Origin of the sequence: Aurantimonas sp. A2-1-M11, from assembly GCF_036549475.1 — a bacterium.
GTDB lineage: Bacteria > Pseudomonadota > Alphaproteobacteria > Rhizobiales > Rhizobiaceae > Aurantimonas.
Window position 1 is genome coordinate 32,740 of the sequence record NZ_JAZHLI010000020.1, and the last position, 23,984, is coordinate 56,723.

General features: G+C 67.8%; 22 protein-coding genes, 1 other RNA gene and 2 pseudogenes. 10 read left to right on the forward strand and 15 right to left on the reverse strand.

All coding sequences use genetic code 11. From position 1 onward, the window contains the following. Position 1 precedes the first annotated feature (1 nt). The 8 genes from VQ042_RS11115 to VQ042_RS11150 form a co-directional block, all read right to left on the reverse strand. Positions 2-658 (reverse strand): NUDIX hydrolase, encoded by a 657-nt coding sequence (locus VQ042_RS11115; protein WP_331819155.1) that lies wholly within the window; start codon positions 656-658, stop codon positions 2-4. Further along, positions 655-2,319, reverse strand: coding sequence for an ABC transporter ATP-binding protein (locus tag VQ042_RS11120; protein WP_331819157.1), 1,665 nt, complete (start codon positions 2,317-2,319; stop codon positions 655-657). Before VQ042_RS11120 ends, VQ042_RS11115 begins: the two co-directional genes overlap by 4 nt. Positions 2,320-2,341: 22 nt before the next feature. Beyond that, on the reverse strand, positions 2,342-3,340 hold the full coding sequence (locus tag VQ042_RS11125; RefSeq protein ID WP_331819159.1) for a cation diffusion facilitator family transporter: 999 nt from the start codon (positions 3,338-3,340) through the stop codon (positions 2,342-2,344). Positions 3,341-3,419: 79 nt separating this feature from the next. Then, positions 3,420-4,544 carry an ABC transporter permease gene (locus tag VQ042_RS11130; protein ID WP_331819239.1) on the reverse strand — a complete coding sequence of 375 codons (1,125 nt, stop codon included), beginning with the start codon at positions 4,542-4,544 and terminating at the stop codon, positions 3,420-3,422. A gap of 110 nt (positions 4,545-4,654) precedes the next feature. Further along, a complete protein-coding gene (locus VQ042_RS11135) occupies positions 4,655-5,788 on the reverse strand; it encodes a microcin C ABC transporter permease YejB (protein WP_331819161.1) in 1,134 nt (377 codons plus the stop codon). A gap of 140 nt (positions 5,789-5,928) precedes the next feature. Next, on the reverse strand, positions 5,929-7,809 hold the full coding sequence (locus VQ042_RS11140) for an extracellular solute-binding protein (RefSeq protein WP_331819163.1): 1,881 nt from the start codon (positions 7,807-7,809) through the stop codon (positions 5,929-5,931). Then, positions 7,809-9,668, reverse strand: coding sequence for an extracellular solute-binding protein (locus VQ042_RS11145; RefSeq protein ID WP_442880069.1), 1,860 nt, complete (start codon positions 9,666-9,668; stop codon positions 7,809-7,811). Before VQ042_RS11145 ends, VQ042_RS11140 begins: the two co-directional genes overlap by 1 nt. Positions 9,669-9,981: 313 nt before the next feature. Continuing rightward, complete coding sequence (locus VQ042_RS11150) at positions 9,982-11,334, reverse strand: c-type cytochrome (protein WP_331819167.1); 1,353 nt, start codon at positions 11,332-11,334, stop codon at positions 9,982-9,984. Positions 11,335-11,525: 191 nt separating this feature from the next. On the opposite strand from VQ042_RS11150, the gene VQ042_RS11155 reads away from it, so the two are divergent. Both VQ042_RS11155 and VQ042_RS11160 read left to right on the forward strand, forming a co-directional pair. After that, the gene (locus VQ042_RS11155) at positions 11,526-12,260 is read left to right on the forward strand and encodes a 3-deoxy-manno-octulosonate cytidylyltransferase (protein ID WP_331819169.1); all 735 of its coding nucleotides are present in this window, start codon (positions 11,526-11,528) and stop codon (positions 12,258-12,260) included. Further along, a complete protein-coding gene (locus VQ042_RS11160) occupies positions 12,257-13,141 on the forward strand; it encodes a prephenate dehydratase (protein ID WP_331819171.1) in 885 nt (294 codons plus the stop codon). The genes VQ042_RS11155 and VQ042_RS11160 overlap by 4 nt, the downstream gene beginning before the upstream one ends. 18 nt (positions 13,142-13,159) lie before the next feature. Here VQ042_RS11160 and nudC read toward each other — a convergent pair whose 3' ends face one another. Then, the gene (gene nudC, locus VQ042_RS11165) at positions 13,160-14,116 is read right to left on the reverse strand and encodes an NAD(+) diphosphatase (protein WP_331819173.1); all 957 of its coding nucleotides are present in this window, start codon (positions 14,114-14,116) and stop codon (positions 13,160-13,162) included. A gap of 27 nt (positions 14,117-14,143) precedes the next feature. Then, positions 14,144-14,557 carry an HIT family protein gene (locus tag VQ042_RS11170; RefSeq protein ID WP_331819175.1) on the reverse strand — a complete coding sequence of 138 codons (414 nt, stop codon included), beginning with the start codon at positions 14,555-14,557 and terminating at the stop codon, positions 14,144-14,146. Between the two features lie 67 nt (positions 14,558-14,624). Here VQ042_RS11170 and ffs point away from each other — a divergent pair. After that, positions 14,625-14,722: signal recognition particle sRNA small type (gene ffs / locus VQ042_RS11175), an RNA gene on the forward strand. 76 nt (positions 14,723-14,798) lie between these two features. On the opposite strand, the gene VQ042_RS11180 is transcribed toward ffs, so the two are convergent. Then, a complete protein-coding gene (locus tag VQ042_RS11180) occupies positions 14,799-15,401 on the reverse strand; it encodes a methyltransferase family protein (RefSeq protein WP_331819177.1) in 603 nt (200 codons plus the stop codon). A gap of 238 nt (positions 15,402-15,639) precedes the next feature. Between VQ042_RS11180 and VQ042_RS11185 the strand changes: the two genes are divergently transcribed. The 3 genes from VQ042_RS11185 to recR are packed head-to-tail and all read left to right on the forward strand — an operon-like array spanning position 15,640 to position 18,524. Next, the gene (locus tag VQ042_RS11185) at positions 15,640-17,559 is read left to right on the forward strand and encodes a DNA polymerase III subunit gamma/tau (protein ID WP_331819179.1); all 1,920 of its coding nucleotides are present in this window, start codon (positions 15,640-15,642) and stop codon (positions 17,557-17,559) included. A 9-nt stretch (positions 17,560-17,568) separates the two neighbouring features. After that, entirely contained in the window at positions 17,569-17,892 is a 324-nt protein-coding gene (locus VQ042_RS11190) for a YbaB/EbfC family nucleoid-associated protein (RefSeq protein ID WP_331819181.1), read from the forward strand. A gap of 26 nt (positions 17,893-17,918) precedes the next feature. Continuing rightward, a complete protein-coding gene (gene recR / locus VQ042_RS11195; protein ID WP_331819183.1) occupies positions 17,919-18,524 on the forward strand; it encodes a recombination mediator RecR in 606 nt (201 codons plus the stop codon). A gap of 119 nt (positions 18,525-18,643) precedes the next feature. Here recR and VQ042_RS11200 read toward each other — a convergent pair. Beyond that, positions 18,644-19,443: pseudogene (locus tag VQ042_RS11200) on the reverse strand (helix-turn-helix domain-containing protein). 104 nt (positions 19,444-19,547) lie between these two features. On the opposite strand from VQ042_RS11200, the gene VQ042_RS11205 reads away from it, so the two are divergent. Together VQ042_RS11205 and VQ042_RS11210 are read left to right on the forward strand one after the other, a co-directional pair. Then, on the forward strand, positions 19,548-19,907 hold the full coding sequence (locus VQ042_RS11205; RefSeq protein WP_331819185.1) for a nuclear transport factor 2 family protein: 360 nt from the start codon (positions 19,548-19,550) through the stop codon (positions 19,905-19,907). Then, complete coding sequence (locus VQ042_RS11210; protein WP_331819186.1) at positions 19,904-20,233, forward strand: putative quinol monooxygenase; 330 nt, start codon at positions 19,904-19,906, stop codon at positions 20,231-20,233. Before VQ042_RS11205 ends, VQ042_RS11210 begins: the two co-directional genes overlap by 4 nt. 46 nt (positions 20,234-20,279) lie before the next feature. Here VQ042_RS11210 and VQ042_RS11215 read toward each other — a convergent pair whose 3' ends face one another. Together VQ042_RS11215 and VQ042_RS11220 are read right to left on the reverse strand one after the other, a co-directional pair. Continuing rightward, positions 20,280-20,483: a hypothetical protein gene (locus tag VQ042_RS11215; protein WP_331819188.1), complete on the reverse strand. Its 204-nt coding sequence runs from the start codon at positions 20,481-20,483 to the stop codon at positions 20,280-20,282. Positions 20,484-20,565: 82 nt separating this feature from the next. Further along, a complete protein-coding gene (locus tag VQ042_RS11220) occupies positions 20,566-21,357 on the reverse strand; it encodes a DUF899 domain-containing protein (RefSeq protein WP_331819190.1) in 792 nt (263 codons plus the stop codon). A 120-nt stretch (positions 21,358-21,477) separates the two neighbouring features. Here VQ042_RS11220 and VQ042_RS11225 point away from each other — a divergent pair. Then, a pseudogene (locus VQ042_RS11225) lies at positions 21,478-22,693 on the forward strand (helix-turn-helix domain-containing protein). A gap of 9 nt (positions 22,694-22,702) precedes the next feature. Continuing rightward, a complete protein-coding gene (locus VQ042_RS11230; protein ID WP_331819192.1) occupies positions 22,703-23,347 on the forward strand; it encodes a Vgb family protein in 645 nt (214 codons plus the stop codon). 65 nt (positions 23,348-23,412) lie between these two features. Here the strand turns inward: VQ042_RS11230 and VQ042_RS11235 are convergent, their stop codons facing one another. Continuing rightward, entirely contained in the window at positions 23,413-23,805 is a 393-nt protein-coding gene (locus tag VQ042_RS11235; protein WP_331819194.1) for a GFA family protein, read from the reverse strand. Positions 23,806-23,984: the final 179 nt, after the last annotated feature.

Below are 23,984 nucleotides of genomic sequence, written 5' to 3' on the forward strand. Positions count from 1 at the left end.
GTCAGTCCTCGCTGTCGAGCGTGCCCAGAAGTGCCTGGGCGCGCGAGCGGCCGAGCCGCGCGAACCAGTGGGTGCAGGCGATCAGATAGCCGTTCTCCACGCGCCGCTCGTCGACCGCGGCGATCAGGTCGTCGACCCTGGCAAGGATCGGCCGGATGTCCTCGTCCTCGTCGGCATTGCCGGCAGAGCTCGCCAGGTTCGACGCGTCCACCAGGGCCAGGAAGATGGTCGCGTGTTCGTCGGTCAGGCCGGGCGCCGCCAGCATCCGGAAGCAGCTCTCGATGGCCTGGGGCGCCAGGCCCGTCTCTTCGGTCAGCTCGCGTTCGGCGGCCGCCTCGTCGGATTCGCCCTCGTCGACCATGCCAGCCGGCAGTTCCAGCGCCGCGCCGCATTCGGTCTTGAGTGCCGCGGCCAGCCGGAACTGGCGAATGACGACGATGGAATCCAGCACCGGGTCGTAGGGAATGATGACCACGACCGAGCCGGTGTGGAGATATTCGCGGCGCACCGGGCCGATCATGCCCGCGCCGTCGAGGCTCGCATGGCGCAGGGTCGCCGCCTTGAAATCGCGGAACCCGCCATGCAGCAACTCGTCGCTCACGAGCTCCGTCTCGATCGGCTGGTCGTCGAGCCTGTCGCGATAGTGACCTGTACTCATTGCGATACGATTCCCGTCGGTGCGGCCTTGATGTCGAAAGCGGCGGCCATCAGCGCCTTCGTGTAGTCGGTCTGGGGGCGGTCGAAGATCTGCTCGGACGGTCCGCGCTCGACCACCACGCCGTTGCGCATGACGATCACCTCGTTGGCCAGCGCCCGCACGACGCGCAGATCGTGGCTGATGAACAGATAGGCCAGATTGTGCTTCTTCTGCAGGTCGCGCAGGAGGTCGACGACCTGGGCCTGGACGCTCATGTCGAGGGCCGAGGTCGGCTCGTCCAGCATCACGAAGCGCGGATTGAGCACCATCGCCCGGGCGATCGCCACGCGCTGGCGCTGACCGCCGGAGAATTCGTGCGGGAAGCGGAAGCGGGTCGCCGGGTCGAGGCCGACTTCCTCCAGCGCGGTGACGACGCGGGCGTCGCGCTCACGGGCCGACAGCCGGCGCTCGTGGATTTCCAGGCCCTCGGCGACGATGTCGGCGATGGGCATGCGCGGCGAAAGCGAGCCGAACGGGTCCTGGAAGACGATCTGCAGGCGCTCGCGCAGCGGCTTCATCGCCTTGAAGGAGCGTTCGTCGATCCGTGCGCCATCGAAGCGGATCTCCCCCGTCGAGCCGATCATCCGGCACAGCGCCAGGCCGAGCGTCGTCTTGCCGGAGCCCGATTCGCCGACGACGCCGACCGTCTGGCCGGCGCGCACGATCAGGTCGATGCCGTCGACCGCCTTCACATGGTCGGTGGTGCGCCGGAAGAAGCCGGTCTTGATCGGGAACCAGACCTTGAGGTCCTTGGCTTCCATCACCGCCGGCGCGTTCGAATTGGCCGCCGGGGGCTGGCCCTTCGGCTCGGCGGCCAGCAGATGCCGGGTGTAATGGTGCTCGGGCGCCTCGAAGATGCGTTTCGTCGGGCCTTCCTCGACGATCTTGCCCCGATACATCACGCAGACCCGGTCGGCGATGGCGCGCACGATGCCCAGATCGTGGGTGATGAACAGCATCCCCATGTTCTGGCGGGTCTGCATGACCTTCAGGAGTTCGAGGATCTGCGCCTGGACCGTCACGTCGAGGGCCGTGGTCGGCTCGTCGGCAATCAGCAGGTCCGGCTCGTTGGCCAGTGCCATGGCAATCATCACGCGCTGGCGCTGGCCGCCGGACAATTGGTGCGGATAGGCGTCGAGCCGCTTCTCGGGCTCGCGGATGCCGACCTGATGCATCAGTTCCAGCGTGCGCTCGCGCGCCTGCTTGTCGCGCATGCCCCGGTGCAGCTTCAGCACCTCGCCGATCTGCCGCTCGATCGTGTGCAGAGGATTGAGCGAGGACATCGGCTCCTGGAAGATCATCGAGATGCGGTTGCCGCGCACCCGGCGCAGATCGCTCTCGTCGTCGTCGAGGAGGTTCTCGCCGTTGAACATCACCCGGCCGCCCGGATGGCTGGCCGCGGGATAGGGCAGGAGCTTGAGGATCGACAGGGCCGAGACCGACTTGCCGGAGCCGGATTCGCCGACCAGCGCAACGGTCTGGCCCCTGGCGATGGAGAAGGAGACGTCGTCGACGGCAAGCTGCGTCCTGCCGCCCTGGGTGAAGGCGACCGACAGATTCTCGACGGACAGCAGCGTTTCCTGCGGCGCGGGGGGCTGGGCGGCTGTGGCGGTCGGGCTCAAGTGGAGATTCCTTGTTCCGGCGTCATCGCGTGGACGGTGCGGCGGCGCTGCGGGCCGGCTGGTGACAGGGGGCGGCATCCGGAGCGCCATGATGATCGCCGCCATCGTCGGCACAGACACCGCGCTCGATCTCGACCGTTGCGTGGCCGATGGCGAAGCGACGGCTGAGCTCGGCCTTGATGGAACGGGTGATCGCGGTGCCGTCGGCCCCGTCCGCGATGCAGGCGTGTAGCGTGGCGACGGTGCGCTCGGGCGTGATCGACCAGGCATGGACATGGTGGACCTCGCGCAGGCCAGGCACCGAGGCGACGAGATGCGGCTCGACCTCGGAGATGTCGATCCCGCCGGGGGCGCCCTCCAGCAGGACGTGGCCGGCGTCGCGGACCAGCCGCCAGGCCGAGACGAGAATGATCACCGAGACCAGCACCGACAGGATCGGATCGATGGGCGTCCAGCCGGTCCACAGGATGACGATCGCCGCAAGGATCGCGGCCACCGAGCCGAGGAGATCGCCCAGCACATGGAGTACCGCGCCGCGGATGTTGAGGTTCTCGCGGTCGGCGCCGTGGAGCACGAGGAAGACGCCGATGTTGACCACCAGCCCGGCGACGGCGACCGCCATCATGGTGCCGCCGAGGATCGGGCTCGGCGCCTGCAGCCGGTGGAAAGCCTCGTAGATGATGACGGCGGCGATCAGGAAGAGCGCCAGGCCGTTGACGAAGGCCACGAGCACCTGGAAGCGGTCGTAGCCGAAGGTGCGGCGCGCGTCGCTGGGCTTGCGCGCGAGCCGGAAGGCGAACCAGCCGAGCGCCAGGGCGGCGAAGTCGGTCAGCATGTGCCCGGCATCGGCCAGCAGCGCCAGCGAGCCCGAGACGATGCCGCCGACCACCTCGGCGGCCATGAACAGGCCGGTCAGGACTGCCGCGACGGCGATCCGCGTCTCGTTGGCGCCCGCCGCATGGCCGGTAAAGCCATGGGAATGGTCGTGGCCGCCATGGTCGTGATGGGAATGATTGCTCATGCCGTCGTCTCCGGCGGAGGGCCGGCAGCAGTTCGACGGCACCCGCGTGCGGGAAGCGTGGTTGGCGCCGACATCGACCTCACCCGAAGCTCTTGCGGGGATCGAAGGCGTCGCGGACCGCCTCGCCGACGAAGACCAGCAGCGACAGCATCAGCGATATCACGAAGAAGCCGGAGAAGCCGAGCCAGGGCGCCTGCAGGTTGTTCTTGCCCTGGGCCAGCAGCTCGCCCAGCGAGGGCGAGCCCGGGGGCAGGCCGAAGCCCAGGAAGTCGAGCGAGGTGAGTGTGGTGATCGAGCCGTTGAGGATGAAGGGCAGGAAGGTCAGCGTCGCCACCATCGCATTGGGCAGGAGATGGCGGGTCATGATCGTCCAGTCACCGACGCCCAGCGCCCGCGCGGCATTGACGTATTCGAAGTTGCGGGCGCGCAGGAACTCGGCCCGCACCACGCCGACGAAGGCCACCCAGGAGAACAGCAGCATGATGCCGAGCAGGACCCAGAAGCCCGGCGGCAGGATCGCGGCGATGATCAGAAGCAGATAGAGCACCGGGATCGACGACCAGATCTCGATGAAGCGCTGGAACAGAAGGTCGAGCCACCCGCCGAAATAGCCCTGCACGGCGCCGGCCGCCACGCCGATCACCGCCGAGGCCGCCGTCAGGATCAGCCCGAACAGCACCGAGATGCGGAAGCCGTAGATCAGCCGCGCGGCAACGTCGCGCGCCTGGTCGTCGGTGCCCAGCCAGTTCATGTTGCCGAAATTGCAGTTCGGGTCCTCGACGCCGAGCGGATAACGCTGGCAGCGCTCCGCCTCGGTGAATGTCCAGGAGGGCGCGGAGGGGGCCGGCGTCGGGATGGCGTTGTTGACGGTCTGGTAGGAATAGCGGATCGGCGGCCAGATCGCCCAGCCATTGGCCGCAATCTCGTCCTGCACGAAGGGATCGCGATAATTGGTCACCGGCAGGAAGCCGCCGAACACCTCCTCCGGATAGTCGACGACGATCGGGTAGTAGAACTCGCCCTTGTACTCGACGAGGAGCGGCCGGTCGTTGGCGACGAGTTCGGCAAGGCCCGTCACGACGAACAGGACGAGGAAGATCCAGAGCGACCAGAAGCCCCGCCGATTGGCCTTGAAGTTGTGCCAGCGGCGCAGGTTCAGCGGCGACAGGCGCGGGCGTTTCGTGGTCTGCGATTCCGGCACCATCTGCGCGATGCCGGCGGTCTGCTCGCGCGCGATGTCGGCGGCACGTTCCTCGGGGGTCGTACGGTCGCGCTTTTCGGCGTCGAGGCGGTCCTTCAGTGCGTCGTCCATCGTCACACCTCCCGCTTCTCGAAATCGATCCGGGGATCGATCCAGGTGTAGGTGAGATCGGAGAGCAGCGTGGTCACCAGCCCGAGCAGCGAGAAGATGTAGAGGGTACCGAACACGACCGGATAGTCCCGCTGGTAGATGGATTCGAAGCCGAGCAGGCCGAGACCGTCGAGCGAGAAGATCGTCTCGATGAGCAGCGAGCCGGCGAAGAAGGCCGAGATGAAGGCGCCGGGGAAGCCCGCCACGATGATCAGCATGGCATTGCGGAAGACATGGCCGTAGAGCACGCGCCGTTCGGACAGGCCCTTGGCGCGGGCTGTCGTCACATATTGCTTGCGGATCTCGTCGAGGAAGGAATTCTTGGTCAAAAGCGTCGTCGTGGCGAAGGCCGAGAGCGACAGCGCGATCAGCGGCAGCGTCAGGTGCCAGAAATAGTCGGGAATGGTGCGGGTGACGCAGGCCTTGAGATCGCCCGCCGGCGACCAGAATGCGCACCAGTCGCCGCGCACCCCGTCGGACAGGAGGCCGCGGAGCGGGAACCAGTCATAGAACGAGCCGCCGGCGAACAGGACGATCAGGATGATGGCGAAGAGAAAACCCGGGATCGCATAGGCGACGATGACGATGCCCGAGGTCCAGACGTCGAAGCGCGAGCCGTCGGTCAGGGCCTTGCGGATGCCCAGGGGGATCGAGATCAGGTAGGACAGGAGGGTGATCCACAGGCCGAGCGAGATCGACACCGGCATCTTCTCCAGGATCAGCTCCCAGACCGAGACGGAGCGGAAATAGCTGTCGCCGAAATCGAAGCGGACATAGTTCCAGAGCATCAGCCCGAAGCGCTCCAGCGGCGGCTTGTCGAAGCCGAACTGCTTCTCCAGACGCTCGATGAAGGCGGGATCGAGGCCCTGGGCGCCGCGATAGCCGGAATTGTCGCTGCCGCCGCTCGAGCCCGAGCCGAAATCGCCGCCGCCGCCGGACACCCGGTCCATGGCGCCGCCGGCCTCGCCCTGCAGGCTGGCGATGACCTGTTCGATCGGCCCGCCGGGGGCGAACTGGATCACCAGGAACGAGATGGCCATGATGCCGACGAGGGTCGGGATCATCAACAGGATGCGGCGGAGGATATAGGAGCCCATGGGCGGGTAATCGTCTCCGAGATGCAGTTGTGCCGCCCAAGGGGCGGCAGGCGTTTCCGGCCGGTTCCGGTGATAGCGCGGGCGCGCCGCGATCGCAAAAGCGTCGCGATCCGCCCGTCACCGGCGTGCCGGGCCGTGTTTCAGCTGCGGCCCAGCGCCTTCGCCTTCTCCGCGTCGTACCACCATAGAGTCTCGACGGGCCACGCATAGTCCGGCTTGTCTTCGCGAAAGCCGAAAATGTCCCAGAAGGCCGCGCGATGCCCGTCGGCGGTGATGTTCGGCAGCCAGTCGAGCCGCCAGCGCAGCACCCGGTCGATGGCGCGCAGTGCCGTGACCAGCTCGTCGCGGTTCGTAGCACTCGCGGCATGTTCGATCAGCGCGTCGACGCCCTCGCTGGCCATGCCCGGATAATTGTAGGCGCCCGGCCGGTCGACGGCGTCGCTGCCGAAGAACAGCGACAGGCTTTCGCGCGTCGGGGTGGCGCCGAGGCTGAAGGCGGCGAGCACCATGTCGTAATCGTAGCGGTTCAGCCGCTCCTGATACTGGGCCGGGTCGACCAGCCGCAACGAGGCGTCGACGCCGAGCGTGCGCAGCGTGTCGATGAACTTGGCGTAGACCCGCTCCTGCTCCTGGCCGTAGGTCAGATATTCCAGCCGGAAGGGCTCTCCGGACGCGTCGACCAGCCGGTTGCCGTCGCGGCGCCAGCCGGCTTCGGCGAAGAGCTGCGACGCCTCGCGCAGGAGCCGCCGGTCGCGGCCGGAGCCGTCGCTGACCGGCTGCACCCAGACCTCGCCGAAGACCTCCTCGGGGATGCTGGCGCGCAGCGGTTCCAGCAGCGCGAGCTCGGCCTCGGACGGCGTGCCGGTGGCGACGAATTCCGAACCCTGGAAGGGCGAGTTGGAATGGACGCGCTGGCCGAACAGCAGGTTGGCGTTCGTCCATTCGAAGTCGAAGCACATGTTGATGGCGCGGCGGATGCGGGCGTCGGCAAACCGCTCGCGGCGCTGGTTGAGCGCCCAACACTGGAAGCGGGGCCGCTTTTCGGACGGAAATTCGCGCTTGACGACGTCGCCGCGGCGGACCGCCGGAAAGTCGTATTCGGTCGCCCAATCCTTGGTCGTGAATTCCTCACGAAAGGTGATCAATCCCTTCTTGAAGGCTTCCAGCGCCGGCTGGCGATCGCGGAAGAAATCGATCCGCAGCGTGTCGAAATGCCCGAGTCCGCGGGCAAAGTTCATGTCCTTCGCCCAATAGTCAGGGCGTTTGACATATTCGATATAGCGGCCGAATTCGTGCCGGCCGATCGTATAGGCCCCGCTGCCCGGAATCGGCTCGGCGCTGACCGTGGCGAGATCCCGTCCGGCAAAGAAGGCGCGCGGCAGGATCGGCATGCCGAGCGCGCTGAGCGCATCCTGGTAGCTCTGGGAGCCGGAAAAGGTGATGCGCACCGTGGCCGCGTCCTCGGCAACGGTTTCCGCCACCTTGCGCAGCGCCACCTGCAGGCTCGGATGCCCGAATTCCTGCAGGGTCTCGTAGGAAAAGACCACGTCGTCGGCGGTGACCGGCTCGCCGGTGGAAAAGCGCGCCTCGGGCCGGATGCGGAAGATGAAGCTGTTGCGGTCGTCCGACAGCGTGACGCTCTCGGCAAGGGCGCAATAGATCGCGTCGGGTTCGTCCATGGAGGCGACGACGAGCGAATCGTAGAGCTTTTCCATGCGCGGCGGGGCGTTGCCCTGCAGCACGAAGGTGTTGAGGGTGTCGAAGGTCTGGGGCGACTGGTTGAACAGCCAGTTGGAGACCGCCAGGTTCATCTGCCCGCCGGCCGGCGCGTCCGGGGTCGCATAGGCGAAATGGTCGAAGTCGGGCGGATATTTCAGGTCGCCGAAGGCCGACAGGCCGTGCAGCGGCGTCCCTGTCGCCACTTGCGCGAAGGGTCGGCCGGGCAGCATCGCCGCGGCGCCGGCCGCGAGCATCATCTGCCCGAAGCTCCGGCGCGTGAGATAGGAGAGCGCCGTCGCCATCAGTTCGCTGCGGCCTTCTCGGTTTCGGCGGATTTCGTCCACCAGGAGAAGGGATCGATCCCGTTATAGGCGGGGCCCTTCTCGGGCATCTGCAGCTTGTCCCAATAGGCCAGCCAGTCTTCCGCCTTGTACCATTGCGGGATGACGTAATACTCCCACAGCAGGACCCGGTCGAGCGCCCGCGTCGCGGCGACGAGGTCTTCGCGGCTCGGCGCATAGACGATGTCGTTGATCAGCTGGTCGATGGCCGGGTTCTTGATGCCGGAATAATTGCGGCTGCCCGGCGCGTCGGCGGCGGTCGTGCTCCAGAAGTCGCGCTGCTCGTTGCCCGGCGACAGGGACTGGCCCGGATAGCGCAGGCCCGCCACTTCGAACTCGAAGTTGTTCATGCGCTCGATATACTGGTTGGTGTCAACGATGCGGACCTCGGTCTGGATGCCGAGCCGGTTGAGCTGGCGGGCGAGGGGCTCCAGCGTGCGGGTGTCCATCGGGTCGTTGCCCAGGAACTCGATGGTGAAGGGCGCGCCGGTCTCTGCATCGACCAGCGTCGTGCCGCGCAGTTCGTAACCGGCTTCCTTGAGGAGGCCGAGCGCCTCGCGTAGATAATTGCGCGCGGCGCCGGGGTCGTTATAGGTCGGCAGCGCGAATTCCTCTGTGAAGACCTCCGCGGGGATCTGCCCGCGCAGCGGCTCCAGATAGGCCAGTTCCCGCTCGCTCGGCAGGCCCTTTGCCGCCAGTTCGCTGTTCTCGAAATAGCTGTGCATGCGCTCGTAGAGGCCGAAGAACAGCGTGCGGTTCATCTCCTCGAAATTGTAGGCCAGCGTCAGCGCCTTGCGCACCCGGCGGTCCTGGAACTTCTCCAGCCGGTTGTTCAGGACATAGGCCTGCATCGACTGCACCTGGCCGCTGTCGATGGTCTTGCGGATGACGCGCCCGTCATTGACGGCGGGAAAGTCGTAGCCCTCGGCCCAGCGGCGGGACATGTTCTCCAGCCGCCAGTCGTCGAGACCGCCCTTCTTGAAGGCCTCCCATGCGGCATTGGCGTCGCGCAGATAGACGTAGCGGATCTCGCCGTAATTGTAGCGGCCGACTCGAGTCGGGTTGTCGAGCCCCCAATAGTCGGGGACGCGCTCCCAGGTGATCGACTGGCCAGTGTCGTAGGCCTTGATGCGATAGGGGCCGGAGCCCATCGGAATCTCGGAGGTCGGCTGGGTGATGTCGCGCGTCTTGCCGCTGGCATCGGTGCCTTCCCACCAGTGCTTCGGCAGGATCGTCAGGTCGCCGACGATGTTGGGCAGTTCGCGATTGCCGGTCTGGTCGAAGGTGAAGGTCACCTCGTGCTCGCCGGCCTCCTCGGCCGAGACGATGTTCTTGTAGTACGCCGACCATTGCGGATGCAGCTCGGTCAGCGTCTCGAAGCTCCAGATCACGTCCTCGACCGTGATCGGTTCGCCGTCGTGCCAGCGCGCGTCGGGGTTCAGGCGATAGGTCACCGAGGAGAAGTCAGCCGGATGGCGCACGGCTTCCGCGATGAGGGCATGGGCGGTGCCCGGCTCGTCGGGCGACTGCTCCATCAGCGTGTCGTAGAGGAGGCCGCCGCCGAAGGTCGCCAGACCCGCCGCCGGCGTGCCGCGCACGATGAACGGGTTGAAGCTGTCATAGGAGCCGATGGCGATCTGGTTCAGCGTGCCGCCCTTGGGCGCATCGGGATTGACGTAGTCATAATGGGCGAAATCGTCGGGATATTTCGAACGCTCGATCAGCGACGAGGATTCGTGCCATTCGCCGCCGTCCTGGGTCTGCGCATTGCCTGCCGTCTCTGCCGCTCCGGTCTGCGCCGACGGATCGGGCTGCGACACGCCATCCTGGGCGAAGGCCGGCGCGCCGATCGCTGCGGTGGCAAGGCTGGCAGCAAGGGCAAGGCGGACGAAACGGTTCGGCAACGACAAGGGCGGCCTCCATGCAATGGGCGGGCATTGTCCCGCGATCGAGTCTGACGGCCAGTCTAGGGAAGGGGCACGGGTAAAGTCACGTGACGAAAGCGTAATCGAGCGCGGTGTCCGTGCATGGGAGGCGTCCCGGCGAGAACTATGGAAATGCGACCGCCAGAACGAACGAAGCCCCGGCGGGTGGCCGGGGCTTCGTCGATGTCATCGCGAGGATGGTGCGGTGTCAGTTGTCGGTGGTGGCGCCGTTCTCGTCGAAGGTGGCGAGATAGGCGATGACGTTGGCGAGGTCCTCGGGCTTCTTCAGGCCGGGGAAGACCATCTTGGTGCCCGGCACGAGGGCGCGCGGGTCTTCCAGCCATGCGGTCAGCTGCTCGACGTCCCACGTCGGCTGCGTGCCTGCATATTCCTGCAGCGCCGGCGAGAAGTTGTAGCCCTCGACCGATGCGACGGCCTCGCCGACAATCCCGTTCAACTCGGGTCCGATCTTGTTCTGGGCGCCTTCGCCGACCGCATGGCAGGCCATGCACTTGCGGAACACCGACTTGCCGGCTGCCGGATCGCCGGCAATTGCGGCCGGCTCGGCCGCGGCGACCTGGGTCTCCGCCGCGCCTTCGGCCGGTGCGGGGGCCGCTGCTTCTTCGGCAGGGGCAGCCGCGGGCGCAGCAGTTTCTTCGGCCGGAGCCGCCTCGGCCGCAGGCGCTTCCTGGCTTTCGGGCTGGGTAGCGGCGGCATCCTGCGGCTGATCGGCGGCAGGCGGGCTCGGGCGCTGCTCTTCGGTCATCGTCGGGGCCTGGTCGGCGCCCGCCTGAGGCGCCGGCTCGGCATCGACCGTGGCGCCGGCCTGGGCGCTCGATTCGGCGCCGGCAGCCGGGTCCGTCTGCGTGGTCGCGTCAGCATTCGCCGTCGTGTCTTCGCCTGCAGGCGCGTCTGCGGCCGGAGCCTCTGCGGCGGCGCCCTCGGCAGGCGCTGCTGCGTCGGCGGGTGCATCGGCAGGAGCCTCAGCCTCGGCAGCGCCCTCTGCGGGAGCCTCGGGCAGCGGTGCCGGGCTGTCGGCCTGCTCGCGCAGATAGGCGATGAGGTTGGCGCGGTCCTCCGGATCTCTCAGGCCGGCGAAGGCCATGATCGTGCCGGGCACGTAGCCCTTCGGGTTTTCCAGGAAGCCGTTGAGGTGCTCATAGTCCCAAGCGACTTCGCCACCCTCGGAGAAGTCCTGCATGGCGGCCGAGTAGCCGAAGTCGGGGACCGAGGCGACCGGACGCATGACCACGTCCCACAGAGCCGGGCCGACCTTGTTGGCGCCACCCTGCTCGATGCTGTGGCAGGCCGTGCATTTCCTGAACTGCGAGGCGCCGGCCTCGACATCCGCGGTCTGGAGCAACGCGGCGATCGGCGGAGCTTCCGCCGCGGCGGGAGCAGCCTCGCCACCTTCGCCGGGTTCGGCTGCCACGATCTCGTAGCCCGGCACTTCCGGCGCTTCTGCGTGGAACAACGCTTCCGCCAGCAGGCTGCCGCCGAACAGGACGAAGATGGTCCCGAGCACGGCTCCGATGATCTTGTTGGCCTCGAACGAATTCATGAGCGGGAGGGCTCCCTCTGCAAGCAGGGCACCCGATGCCGCCGCTTTCTGTCTGACTAAAACGCGCGGAACCTAAGTCTTTTGCGGTTTCAAGGCAATATCTGTAAGAGGCGGTTCCACCGCGCCTTTTGTCATCCCGCGCCGCTGCAGACAAGCACTTTGCGGCTTCACATTCCGGTTCCTTCCACGTCATGTCGATCCTCGTCCTCATTCCCGCGCGGCTCGCCTCGACCCGCCTGCCCCGGAAAGCCCTCGCCGATATCGCCGGACGGCCGATGATCGTGCGTGTCGCCGAGCGCGCCTCGGCCGCCGATATCGGCCGCGTGGTCATCGCCACGGATTCGCAGGACATCCGCGATGCGGTGACCGGCGCGGGCTACGAGGCGGTGATGACCTCGATCGAGCACCAGTCGGGTTCGGACCGGATCTTCGAGGCGCTGCAGGGCCTCGATCCGGAAGGGGCGGTCGAGACCGTGGTCAACGTCCAGGGGGACCTGCCGACGATCGAGCCGGAAGCGATCCGCCAGGTGCTGGCGCCGTTCGAGGATCCGCGCTGCGACATCGCGACGCTCGGCGTCGAGATCACCGATTCGCAGGAGAAGACCAACCCGAACGTGGTCAAGATCGTCGGCTCGCCGAACGGACCATCGCGGCTGCGCGCGCTCTATTTCACCCGCGCCACGGCGCCGTGGGGCGAGGGGCCGCTGTTCCATCACGTCGGCCTCTACGCCTATCGGCGCGCCAGCCTGGAGCGCTTCGTCGCGCTCGGCCCCTCGACGCTGGAGATCCGGGAGAAGCTGGAGCAGCTGCGGGCGCTGGAGGACGGCATGCGGATCGATGCCGAGATTGTCGACACCGTGCCGCTCGGCGTGGACGGGCCGGACGATCTGGCGCGGGCGCGCAGCATGTACGGAGTGACGCCATGAGCGCGGACCGCCTGAAGATCGCCTTCCAGGGCGAGCCGGGAGCCAATTCCGACATGGCCTGCCATGCGGTGCGGCCGGACTACGAGCCGCTGCCATGCCCGTCCTTCGACGACGCCTTCGACGCGGTGCGCTCGGGCGAGGCGGCACTGGCGATGATTCCGATCGAGAACACGCTGGCCGGCCGGGTCGCCGACATCCATCACCTGATGCCCGATTCGGGGCTGCAGATCGTCGGCGAATATTTCATGCCGATCCATTTCCAACTGATGGTCCTGCCGGGCGTCGCCCGCGACGAGATCCGCACGGTGCAGAGCCACATCCACGCGCTCGGCCAGTGCCGCCGCTACATCCGCGGCAATGGCTGGAAGCCGGTCGTGGCCGGCGACACGGCCGGCGCGGCGCGGGAAGTATCGCAGGCCGGCGACCGGAGCCGGGCGGCCCTGGCGCCGGAACTGGCCGCCTCCCATTACGGGCTCGACATCATCGAGCGCAATGTCGAGGATTCGGCCAACAACGTGACGCGCTTCGTGATCCTGTCGCGGCCCGGCGCCCAGCCGACCGATCTGTGGGCGCCGGCCGGGCGGCACACGGTCACGACCTTCGTCTTCGAGGTGCGCAATCTGCCGGCGGCGCTCTACAAGGCGCTCGGCGGGTTTGCGACCAACGGCGTCAACATGACGAAGCTGGAGAGCTACCAGCTCGGCGGCCAGTTCATTGCCACCCAGTTCTATGCCGACGTGGAGGGCCATCCGAGCGACGATTCGCTGCGCCTGGCCCTGGAGGAACTGGCGTTCTTCACCCGCAAGGTGACGATCCTGGGCGTCTACGAGGCCGCCCCCGACCGCCTGAACGCGGCGATGTCCGGCCCGGCGGGCGAGTAGCCCCCGGCGCCGGCAGGCTCAGACCTCGCCGTCGGCAAACGCCTTGATCAGGTGGTGGGCGATGGCGAAGCGCCCGGGCAGGGCCAGGCCGTCCGGATGGGTCTTGGCGAGCATCGCCCGGACCTCGTCGCGGCCGAACCAGCGGCAGGCTTCCAGTTCGTCGCTGTCGAAATCGATCGCGAAACTGTTGGCCAGGGCAATGCAGCCGATCATCAGGCTGCCGGGAAATGGCCAGGGCTGCGAAGCCAGATAGCGCACCGTCGCGACGGTGAGGCCCGATTCCTCCAGCGTCTCGCGGCGGACCGCCGCCTCCACCGTCTCCCCGGCCTCGACGAAACCGGCGAGGCAGGACCAGAAATCCGGCGGGAAATGCGGCTGGCGGCCCAGCACGCAGCGACCATTGCCGTCATGGACCAGCATGATGGTCACCGGGTCGGTGCGCGGGAAGACGACGTCTTCGCAGCGCGTGCAGCGGCGCCGATACCCTGCCGCTTCCGATCGGGTGGGGCCGCCGCAGCGGGCGCAGAAGCCGTTGCGTGCATGCCAGCCCAGCAGGTGAGCGGCCTGGCCGAGCTGGCCTTCGGTGTCGGGGTCGAGACGGGCGCCCATGGCAAGCGAGCGCAGGTCGTTTTCCTCCAGTCCCTCGCCCGGCAGGTCCGCTGGTGCGCTCGCCGCCAGGACCGGACGGCCGTCGGGCTCGAAGCCGAGCAGGATGCAGGTGGCGAAATCGGCGCCGAACCCTTCCACCTCGGTTCGGGCGAAGCCGACATCGAGCGCCGTGCCGACCGTCCGGCAGAGCCATTTGCCGCCAGGCGTCGCCAGGAAGATCCGGGCCCCGGCATGATCGAGCGCCGCAGCAAGGCTGTCGTCGGTGCGCCGCTCGCCGTCGCGCCACAGCGTGTTGCCGGTAAAGCCGGTCCGGGCGCTCATCTCGGCCGCCAGGGAGGCCGCGGCGCGCTGGTTGTCATCTTTCAAGGGTCGCTCTTTCGATTGTCCGCAGATTCATGCCGGCAGGATCGCGCGCCGCATCTCGTCGGCGAATCGTTCGGCTTCGCCCGCATCATAGGGCACCGGCGTGCCATGTCCCCAGACCGGACCGGGCCAGTTGGGGTCGCCCCTGCGCCGCGCGACGACATGCAGGTGAAACATCGGCACGATATTACCCAGCGTGCCGAGATTCATCTTGTCGGCGCCGACGGTGGTCTGCAGCGTCTTGGCGACAAGGCCCATCTCGAAGGTCAGCATGGTCTGGTCGAGCGGTGTCAGTTCGTGAAACTCGGTGATGCCGAGACGCTGGGGCACCAGGATCAGCCAGGGCCAGCGGCTGTCGTTCATCAGGCGAAGGTCGCAGAGACCGAGCTGGCTGATCGCAATCGTGTCCCTGGCAAGACAGGGGTCGAGTTGGAAGGCTCGCATCAATTCCGATCCTCGATTGGGGGTGCCCGTCTTGCAATTAGGGCACGTATCGCAGATATGGAGCGTGGGAGGTTGGTGGTGGACGCGCCACTCGCCAACCGGGTCAGGTCCGGAAGGAAGCAGCCCCAACGAGCTTCGGCACGGGTCATCGTGCCAGCCTCCCACCAATTCCCTTTCGCCATCACGATCCGCACGAGCGCGCAGCCCCCGGCCGCGCCCGTGGCGGGTTGCCATGCGCCGATCAGTACAGGCGCAGAAGCACTGGCAGATAGCCGCTCGTCTGCAGCATCTCGACGGTTTCGAAGAAGGGCACGGCGAGGAAGAACACCAGCCCGTCCATCAGGGTGCGATAGACCAGCCTGGTATCGAGGGTGATCCGACGGACATCCTGGTAGAGGGCGAGCTTTGGCAGGAACCGCGGGACGCGGGCTGCATAGCGGTCGAAATCTGTGCCGAAGATGCCGCGCAGATAGCTCTCCTCGCGCAGGATCACCACCCGGAACGCGGCGGCGCAACCGATCATGAAGACCAGGCCGAGCACGAGGCTGCCGGTGGCCGCTCCGGCCCCGCCCGCCGCGATGCTGGAAAACACGTAGAGCGGATTGCGCGAGATCGAATAGGGGCCGCTGGAGACGATTTCCGACGCCTTGCGGCCGCCGATATAGAGCGTGCACCAGATCCGCCCTGCGATGCCGACGACGATCAGCGCCAGCCCGGCGACCTCGATGGTTTCGTGGACGTGCTCCGGCCAGGCCGATCTGACGACGAGCAGCGCCATGAACGCTGCGATCAGCAGGGCGAAGAGTGCCAGCCTGCGTCGCTTCTGATATCGCGCCAGTGCCATCATCTCACTCCGCCGCATAATCGCCGTGACGGCGATCTTGCCGCATTTGCCAGAGCCTTGTCGCGACTTGCAAGGCGAAACACGGGCTGGGGTCCATTGGCCGCGCGCAGGACTTGCGTCCCCCGCCCATTCGCTTCAGAACCGGACGCAAGCGCGGCATCGGCCACGGGCCGCCGCGCCGGCCGACGGTGTTGGGTCGATCCCGCCACCCAGCGACGAAGTTCCGGACCCAGGCGCGATGAGCGATATCGAAAGCGGCACTGCGATGTCATCCGAGGCCGGCGACGCCGCGCCCTATCGGGTGCTTGCGCGCAAATACCGTCCGCGCTCCTTCGACGACCTGATCGGCCAGGAGCCGATGGTCCGCACCCTGACCAATGCCTTCGAGACCGGCCGCATCGCGCAGGCCTGGATGCTGACGGGCGTGCGCGGCGTCGGCAAGACCACGACCGCCCGCATCCTGGCCCGCGCCCTGAACTACCAGACCGACGACATCGACCAGCCGACCATCCACATGGGCGAGCCCGGCATCCACGACCAGGCGATCATGGAAGGCCGGCATGTCGACGTCGTCGAGATGGACGCGGCCTCGCACACCGGCATCGACGACGTGCGCGAGATCATCGCGCAGGTGCGCTACCGCCCGGTGTCGGCACGCTACAAGGTCTACATCATCGACGAGGTCCACATGCTGTCGACGCAGGCCTTCAACGGCCTGCTGAAGACGCTGGAGGAGCCGCCGGAGCACGTGAAGTTCGTCTTCGCGACCACCGAGATCCGCAAGGTGCCGGTGACGGTATTGTCGCGCTGCCAGCGCTTCGACCTGCGGCGCGTCGAATCGGCGACGCTGATGGCGCATCTGACGAGGATCGCCGCGGCCGAACGGGTCGAGGTGGACCAGGATGCCCTGCGGCTGATCGCCCGGGCCGCCGAGGGCTCGGTCCGCGACGCCCTGTCGCTGACCGACCAGGCCATCGCCCATGGGGCCGGGGCGGTGTCGGCGCAGGCCGTGCGCGACATGCTGGGCCTGGCCGACCGTGTCCGGATCATCGACCTCTTCGAATATCTGATGGCGGGCGACGGCGCGGCGGCGCTGAAGGAACTGCGCGAGCAATATGTCGTCGGCGCCGATCCGGCCGTCGTCCTGGCCGACCTCGCCGATTTCACCCATCTCGTCACGACACTGCGATTCGTGCCGGATGCGGCCGACGATGCGGCGCTGTCGCCGATGGAGGCCGAGCGCGGGCTGGAATTTTCCAAGACGCTGTCGATCCGCACCCTCGGCCAGGTCTGGCAGATGCTGCTGAAGGCCCTGGAGGAGACCCGCAACGCCAATGCGCCACGCCAGGCGGCGGAAATGGCGCTGATCCGGATCGCCCATGCCGCCGACCTGCCATCGCCCGACGATCTGGTGCGGATGATCCGCAACGGCGAGATCGGCAGCCTGCCGGCTCACGCCGCGGGCAACGGCGCATCCCGGTCCGAAGAGACGGGCGGTGGCGGCCATGACCCCAGCGCATCCGGCCAGGGTATGCCGGCCGGGTCGGGTACCACCCAGGCGATCGCCTCCGGGACGGGGCCGGCCGTATCATCTGGCGGGCCGCAATCCTCGAGCCTGTCGGCGGCGCGGATGGGCGGCAGCGGGCAGCCATCGCGGCCGCAGATCCGCCCGGCGGTTCCGGAGGCGCCGCCCGAGGTCGAGATCGGTTCGCTCGAACAGCTGGTCGCGTTGTCCGAGGCAAAGCGCGATTCCTTGATGACCGTGTCGATCCGTCGCTATCTGCGGCTGGTGAAGCTGGTGCCGGGGCGCATCGAGGTCGCGTTGACGCCCGAGGCGCCGCGCACGCTGATCACCGACCTGACGCGGCGGCTGCACGAATGGACCGGCCGGCGCTGGGTGGTGACCATCTCCAATGGCGAGGCGCGGCCCACCCTGGACGAGAGCGCGACCGCGCGCCGCAACACCCTGCTTCTGGACGCCGAATCCGACCCCGAGGTCGCGGCCATCCTCGCCTCGTTCCCCGGCGCGAAGGTGATCGACGTGCGGCTTCGCGGCCATGCCGAGGCAGCGGCCGACGAAGCGGCGCTTGTCGCGGAGGTGGTCGAGGACGACATTCTGGTCGATCCGTCGGAAATGTCCGACGATGACGACATCTAGGAGATCGCTATGAAAGACCTGATGGGCATGATGAAGCAGGCCAAGGAAATGCAGGCCAAGATGGCCGGCCTGCAGGAAGAGATCGCCGGCATCACCGTGACCGGGCAGGCCGGCGGCGGCGTCGTGTCGGTGACCCTGACCGGCAAGGGCGAGCTGCAGGCGGTGGCGATCGACCCGTCGCTGCTGAAGCCCGAGGAAAAGGACATCGTCGAGGATCTCGTCATGGCGGCGCACAACGACGCCAAGGGCAAGCTCGACGCCGCCATCCAGGAAAAGACCCAGGAGCTGACCGCCGGCCTGCAGCTTCCCCCCGGCATGAGCCTGCCGTTCTGAGATCCTTCGACGGCATCTAGACCCTCATGGCCAAACCCATTGCCGGCCCGGAAATCGAGCGGCTGATCCAGCTGCTCGCCAAGCTTCCCGGCCTCGGCCCCCGCTCGGCACGCCGCGCGGCGCTTCATCTCGTCAAGCGGCGCGAGCAGCTTCTGGCGCCGCTGTCGGCTGCGATGGGCGAGGCGCTGGACAAGGTGACCATCTGCTCGGCCTGCGGCAACATCGACACCTTCGACCCCTGCACGATCTGCACCGACGCCTCGCGGGACCAGTCGATCGTGATCGTGGTCGAGGACGTTTCCGATCTGTGGGCGCTGGAGCGGGCCAAGGCCCTGAACGCGGCCTATCACGTGCTCGGCGGCGTCCTGTCGCCGCTCGACGGCATCGGGCCGGACGATCTGACCATCCGGCAGCTCGTCGAGCGCGTCCACAGGGGCGGGGTGAAGGAGCTGATCCTGGCCGTCAACGCCACGGTCGAGGGGCAGACCACGGCGCATTACCTCATGGACCAGCTCGAGGGCTTCGAGGTGCGGGTCACCCGTCTTGCCCACGGCGTGCCGGTGGGCGGCGAGCTCGACTATCTGGACGAAGGCACGCTCTCGGCCGCCATGCGCTCGCGGACCGGACTCTGAAGGCGCTGCCTGCGGTGCGTGGAATATAGCCTGAGGTCGAAGCGTCGGGTGATCGGGGCCTCGTCACTCCGTGGGCCCTCTGGCGACAGACGCGGGGAGCGCCACGTCGCCATCCTTCGTCAACCCCGCATCAAAGCCTGGCGCGTTGCGGCGTCAGCGGGCAGGAAGCCCTCCAGGGTGAGCTCGGCAAGCGCGATGTCGGTTGCCGTGCCGAACATCGTGGTGGTCGACAGGAAGGACAGCCGTTCGCCGGTGGCCGGATGGCGCAGGACGAGGGGCACGGCGACCGGCATGCTCGGTGGCGGCGATATGGGCCTTGTCGATCGTGCGGACACCGGAAGGGCGCGCAATTCGTCGTGGAGACGGTCCAGTGCGCCATCCCCCGAGGCGGCCGCGTCGCGCCGCAAGCGCTCCAGGATGTGGTGCCGCCATTCGGCGAGATTGAGGATGAAGGGCGCAAGCCCGTCCTGCGCCAGCGACAGCCGCAGGATGTTGACGGGCGGCTCCAGGAGGCGGGGCCCGACACCTTGCAACAGGCGCGCCAGCGCGCCGTTGGCGGCAACCAGCGTCCAGTGCCGGTCGACGGCCAGAGCGGGAAACGGCTCATAGCCGGCCAAAACGGCCTCCACCGCCTGCCGGACCGCCGCCATGTCCGGCGCATCCATCGGCCGTTCGGCATATTGCGGCGCATAGCCGCCCGCCAGCAGGAGACGGTTGCGCTCGCGCAGGGGCAAGCCCAGCGGCTCGGCCAGGCGCAGCAGCATGTCGCGACTGGGCGCGGACCGTCCGCTCTCGATGAAGCTCAGATCCGCGCCGAGACCTCCGCCTCCAGGGCCAGCTGCAACTGGCTGAAGCGGCGCCGCTGTCGCCAGTCGCGCAGGACGTCGCCCACCGTATGGTCTGCCAGAACCGTCGTCATGGCGCGTTTTCGCACGGAATGTCGGCGCCGCCCATGACCTCGGAGGTAATCGCGGGCCTCGGCGCATTTGCCAGACTGCGGGCTCGCAACCAGAGGAGACCACCATGCGAGCACCGATCGACATCGCCGCGAATTATCTGGACCTGTGGAACGCGGACCAGGACGCCGACCGGCGGCGTCTTCTGGAGAACTGGAGCGCCGACGCCAGCTACCGCGATCCGCTGATGCAGGCCGACGGCCGCGATGGCGTCGCCAGCATGATCGCGGGCGCACGGGCGCAGTTTCCGGGACACGTCTTCGCCCTGCACGGCACGCCGGACGGTCACGGGCATTGCGCGCGCTTCTCCTGGACGCTGAGACCCGATGGCGGATCACCCGTCGCTGCCGGCACGGACATCGTGCGCCTCGATGCCGAGGGTCGCATCGTCGAAGTCCTCGACTTTCTCGACCCGGTGGCGGCATGAGTGTCGCCTATGTCATCGCGTTCGACGTGCGCCCCGGGCGCCGCGAAAGGTTTCTCGAACGCCTCACCGGCGTTCTCGACGCCATGCGGCACGAGGCGACGTTCCGGAGCGCGACGCTGCATGAGGATCCGGAGAATCCGCAGCGCTTTCTCCTCCACGAAGTCTGGTCTGACCACGACGACGTCGTGACCGTCCAGATGGCGCGGCCGTACCGCCGGGCGTGGCACGCCGCGCTGCCGGACCTTCTGGCCGCCGACAGGCAGATCGGCATCTGGCGGCCGATCGCCAATCTGCGCTCCGGCACGCCGGCGCTTCGCCTTGGGTAGCCGGGCGCAATCCCCCGCCTGACGTTCGGGCGCGGGATCTCGACCATCAGAGGCGAGGGGCGGTCGCGGCCAGTCTCAGCCATGGCGACAGATGGAAGACACCCATCAGCAGGTACATGAAGGCCATGCTGCCGGCCGAAAGACGCGACGACGTCTGCAGGCAGGTTGCCATGGCCGGCGTGTCGGCGATGGCGACACCCGCCATCAGCATGAAGGTCGGAGACGCGGCCAGGGCCAGCCAGACGGCCACCCTGGCCAGACGGCCGCTGCCTGCCTGGGATTCATTGCTTCCAGGCCAGCGGATGCGTCGACGTTCGGCTCGGACATCGCGCTCACGCCACGCCGTATTCGTCGCGGCGACGCAGCCACATGCCGGGCTCGTTGCGACCCTTCGGCGCGCGATCGAGCCATTTGTACATGCCCCAGAGATCGTCGAGGCCGCGCGAAAACGTCGAATAGGTGTGATGGACGGCGCCGTCCTGCAGGGCGAAGGCACTGACGCCGGGCCGCTCCCGGGCATAGGTCGCGACGTCCGTGCCTGTCATTGCCGCGGCGATTTCCGGACCGCTCGGCGCCGCGGGCGCCGGATCCGCCGAAGCATTGGCGGCCAGCCTGACCTTTGCCGGCTCCTGGCGGTAATTATACGCGATGCCGATCTCGTATTGCTGGGCCTCGGTAAAGGCGACGCCGAAATCGTAGTTGAAGTCGCTGCCGTTCGAGGACACCCAGGGAAACGTCCAGCCCATGCGCGTCGCATAGGCCACGAGATGGGCGAGGGGCGCCCGCGAGACGGCGGCAAAGGCCACATCATGGTTCTGGAGATGCACGGCGATGCCATCGAACCCGTCGGCGATCGCCGAGCAGGACGGGCATCCGGCCCTGTAATCGGGGCCGAACATGAAGTGGTAGACGATGAGCTGGGTGCGGCCGGCAAAAAGCTCGGCAAGCGACGCGGGGCCATCCCTGGTGTCGAAGCGATAGTCCTTGTCGATGCGGACCCATGGCAGGGCCTGCCGCTGGCGTGCCGCCTCGTCGCTCATCCGCGTCAGTGTCTTCTCCGTCTGCAGCAGTTCGAGCCGGGCTGCCAGCCATTCGTCGCGTGATCCGGTTGCATGCGATGTCATCGGTCATCTCCTCTTCAGTTCCCGCGGCCCCTGGGCAAGAATGGCCCGGGCCGACTGCGGTGTGAGCGAGATTGGCGTGCCCGATCGACAGGTGTGAGTGACATGTTTGGCGCGATTTGAATGGAGTCGCTGATCACCGCCGCTGCCGTGGCGCTCGCCAGAGGCGACGCGCTCGGGGCTCTCAATCTCGTTGCCCTCCGCGGGGATGCGCCGGCACTGGCCCTGCGCGGCATTGCCATGGCGCAGCTTGGCGATCTGCCCCGCGCCAGGGCGTTGCTGCGGGACGTCGCGCGCGCCTTCGGTCCGCGGGAAGCCGTGTCGCGCGGGCGGTGCGCGCTGGCCGAGGCGGAGATCGCCTTCGTGTCACGCGATCTCGGGCGGTCGATGCAGCATCTGGCAGCCGCACGGTCGGCGCTCGAAGCCCATGGCGACCGCGCCAATGCGGCCCATGCCGGCACGCTGGAAGCGCGCTACCATCTCCTGATCGGCGAACTCCAGAAGGCGGAGGCGGCGCTGGCCCGGGTGGATTTCACTGTTCTGCCGCCTGCGTCGCGATCGGGCTACGCGCTCGTCGAGGCCGGCATCGCGATGCGCCGGGTACAGGCCGGACTGGCCCGCGACGCGCTCGAACGTGCCCGGCATGCAGCCGCGGTAACGGGCATCCCGGCGCTGGCCGCCGAGGTCGAGCGCGCCGTCGGACTGTTCGCGGCGCCGGCCGCTCGCCTGACCATGGCAGGCGAGACAAGTCTTGTCGGGCTCGATGCGGTGGAAACGCTGCACGCCTCGGACACGCTGGTGATCGATGGCTGCCGCCATGTCGTGCGATGGGGCGAGACCGTCATCGCGCTCGGCGGCCGCCCGGTCCTGTTTGCCCTCGTGCGGGCGCTGGCGCTGGGATGGCCGGGCGATGTCCCGCGGGAAGCGCTTCTGAAAGGTGTTCCGGGCCCGAGCGGCCGACGAGTCGCATCGCGCACGGCTCCGCGTCGAGATCGGACGGCTGCGCAAGGTGCTCGAACCCGTGTCCGCTCTCCACGCGTCGCGTCGCGGCTTCGCACTGTCGCCAAACGCCAAGGCGGTGGCGGTTCTGGCGCCGCCGGTCGACGGCAAGCATGGCGCGGTGCTGGCCGTTCTCGCCGATGGCGAGGCGTGGTCGAGTTCGGCGCTGGCCCTGGCGCTTGGCGTCAGTCCGCGCACGGTCCTGCGAGCGCTGGAAGCGCTCGCCGAGGCCGGCAAGGTCGCGGCTGTCGGCCGTGGCCGGGCCTGCCGCTGGATCACGCCGACCGTGCCGGGTTTCCCGACAAGCTTGTTACTCCCGGCCCTGCTGCCGGGCGGATAGGATGCGGGCATGAAAACACAAAAGGCCGAGATCCACCGCGAATTTGGCCCGTTTGCGGGTGTGGACGGCGTTCACGGGGTCAGTTTCGACGGGCGTCGCGTCTGGTTTGCCTCCGGCGACCATCTGAACGCGCTGGACCCGAACACCGGGGCGATCGAGCGACAGCTCGCGATTCCGGCCCATGCCGGAACGGCGTTCGACGGCACCCATCTCTTCCAGATATCGCAGTCGCGCATCCAGAAGATCGACCCGCTTTCGGGGGACGTCGTCGGCACGATTCCGGCACCTGGAAACGGCGGCGATTCCGGTCTCGCCTGGGCCGAGGGAGCGCTCTGGGTCGGCGAGCACCGGGGCCGACGCATCCATCAGGTGGATCCGGACACCGGCGCGGTGCTGCGCACGATCGAATCCGACCGGTTCGTCACCGGTGTGACCTGGGTCGACGGCGATTTGTGGCATGGGACCTGGGAGAACGACGCAAGCGAGATCCGGCGCATCGATCCTGACACGGGGGCCGTGCTCGCGACCCTCGCCATGCCGGCCGGCATGAACGTTGCCGGGCTCGAATCCGACGGCAACGACCTCCTGTATTGCGGTAGCGGCGGCAGCGGCCTGTTGCGGGCGGTGCGCCGTCCCGGGCGAAGCGCAGACTAGGGAAGCCAGGCGATCCAGGACCGTCGGCGTGCACCGAGAACCCGCCTTCGCATGGCGACTGCGGCCTATTCCTCCGTGCGGCCGCTGGCGTCCCGATCGCGCATGTATCGATGCGCCAGCGGAAACGGCGGCAACCAGGCTTCGCGCCGGACGACCCAGCTCTCATAGGTCGGCATCAGCCGGTCGGGGGCGTCGAGCGATCCCAGATTCACCTCGATCTCGTCGTCGGTGCGGGCGAAGACGGAGGAGCCGCATCGGGGACAGAAGAACCGCCCGGCATGGTCGCGCGTCTCGCCGTCGATCGTCACTGCGTCCTGGGGGAAGATGGCCGTCGCCTGGAAGAGCGCCCCGTGATGCTTGCGGCAATCGAGACAATGGCAGAGGCCGACCCGGTAAGGCTGGACTGACGCCACGATCCGCACGTCGCCGCAAAGGCAGCCGCCCGTGAACCGATCCATCTCCCGCCTCCTCGCTAAGCCAGCGTTCGGGAATGGTTACGGCGAACCCTGCGGGTCGTCCATCATGCGTTTCGAGCGGTGCTGCAGCAGTTGCCTCCGGTGGGATGCTGCACTTCCTGCGGCCGGGCGTGGAGATGCCGCGGGAGATGGTCTCCGGCGCATACGCATACAACTGCCGT

Bases quoted from the DNA above. Each gene is read 5' to 3' on its own strand.
- VQ042_RS11180 (WP_331819177.1), bottom strand. From the start codon at position 15,401: ATGGCACTGGCGCGATATCAGAAGCGACGCAGGCTGGCACTCTTCGCC.
- VQ042_RS11230 (WP_331819192.1), top strand. From the start codon at position 22,703: ATGAAAACACAAAAGGCCGAGATCCACCGCGAATTTGGCCCGTTTGCG.
- VQ042_RS11150 (WP_331819167.1), bottom strand. From the start codon at position 11,334: ATGAATTCGTTCGAGGCCAACAAGATCATCGGAGCCGTGCTCGGGACC.
- VQ042_RS11125 (WP_331819159.1), bottom strand. From the start codon at position 3,340: ATGAGCAATCATTCCCATCACGACCATGGCGGCCACGACCATTCCCAT.
- VQ042_RS11170 (WP_331819175.1), bottom strand. From the start codon at position 14,557: ATGCGAGCCTTCCAACTCGACCCCTGTCTTGCCAGGGACACGATTGCG.
- VQ042_RS11140 (WP_331819163.1), bottom strand. From the start codon at position 7,809: ATGGCGACGGCGCTCTCCTATCTCACGCGCCGGAGCTTCGGGCAGATG.
- VQ042_RS11115 (WP_331819155.1), bottom strand. From the start codon at position 658: ATGAGTACAGGTCACTATCGCGACAGGCTCGACGACCAGCCGATCGAG.
- VQ042_RS11210 (WP_331819186.1), top strand. From the start codon at position 19,904: ATGAGTGTCGCCTATGTCATCGCGTTCGACGTGCGCCCCGGGCGCCGC.
- VQ042_RS11135 (WP_331819161.1), bottom strand. From the start codon at position 5,788: ATGGGCTCCTATATCCTCCGCCGCATCCTGTTGATGATCCCGACCCTC.
- recR (WP_331819183.1), top strand. From the start codon at position 17,919: ATGGCCAAACCCATTGCCGGCCCGGAAATCGAGCGGCTGATCCAGCTG.
- VQ042_RS11205 (WP_331819185.1), top strand. From the start codon at position 19,548: ATGCGAGCACCGATCGACATCGCCGCGAATTATCTGGACCTGTGGAAC.
- VQ042_RS11160 (WP_331819171.1), top strand. From the start codon at position 12,257: ATGAGCGCGGACCGCCTGAAGATCGCCTTCCAGGGCGAGCCGGGAGCC.
- VQ042_RS11155 (WP_331819169.1), top strand. From the start codon at position 11,526: ATGTCGATCCTCGTCCTCATTCCCGCGCGGCTCGCCTCGACCCGCCTG.
- VQ042_RS11220 (WP_331819190.1), bottom strand. From the start codon at position 21,357: ATGACATCGCATGCAACCGGATCACGCGACGAATGGCTGGCAGCCCGG.
- VQ042_RS11185 (WP_331819179.1), top strand. From the start codon at position 15,640: ATGAGCGATATCGAAAGCGGCACTGCGATGTCATCCGAGGCCGGCGAC.
- VQ042_RS11130 (WP_331819239.1), bottom strand. From the start codon at position 4,544: ATGGTGCCGGAATCGCAGACCACGAAACGCCCGCGCCTGTCGCCGCTG.
- VQ042_RS11235 (WP_331819194.1), bottom strand. From the start codon at position 23,805: ATGGATCGGTTCACGGGCGGCTGCCTTTGCGGCGACGTGCGGATCGTG.
- VQ042_RS11190 (WP_331819181.1), top strand. From the start codon at position 17,569: ATGAAAGACCTGATGGGCATGATGAAGCAGGCCAAGGAAATGCAGGCC.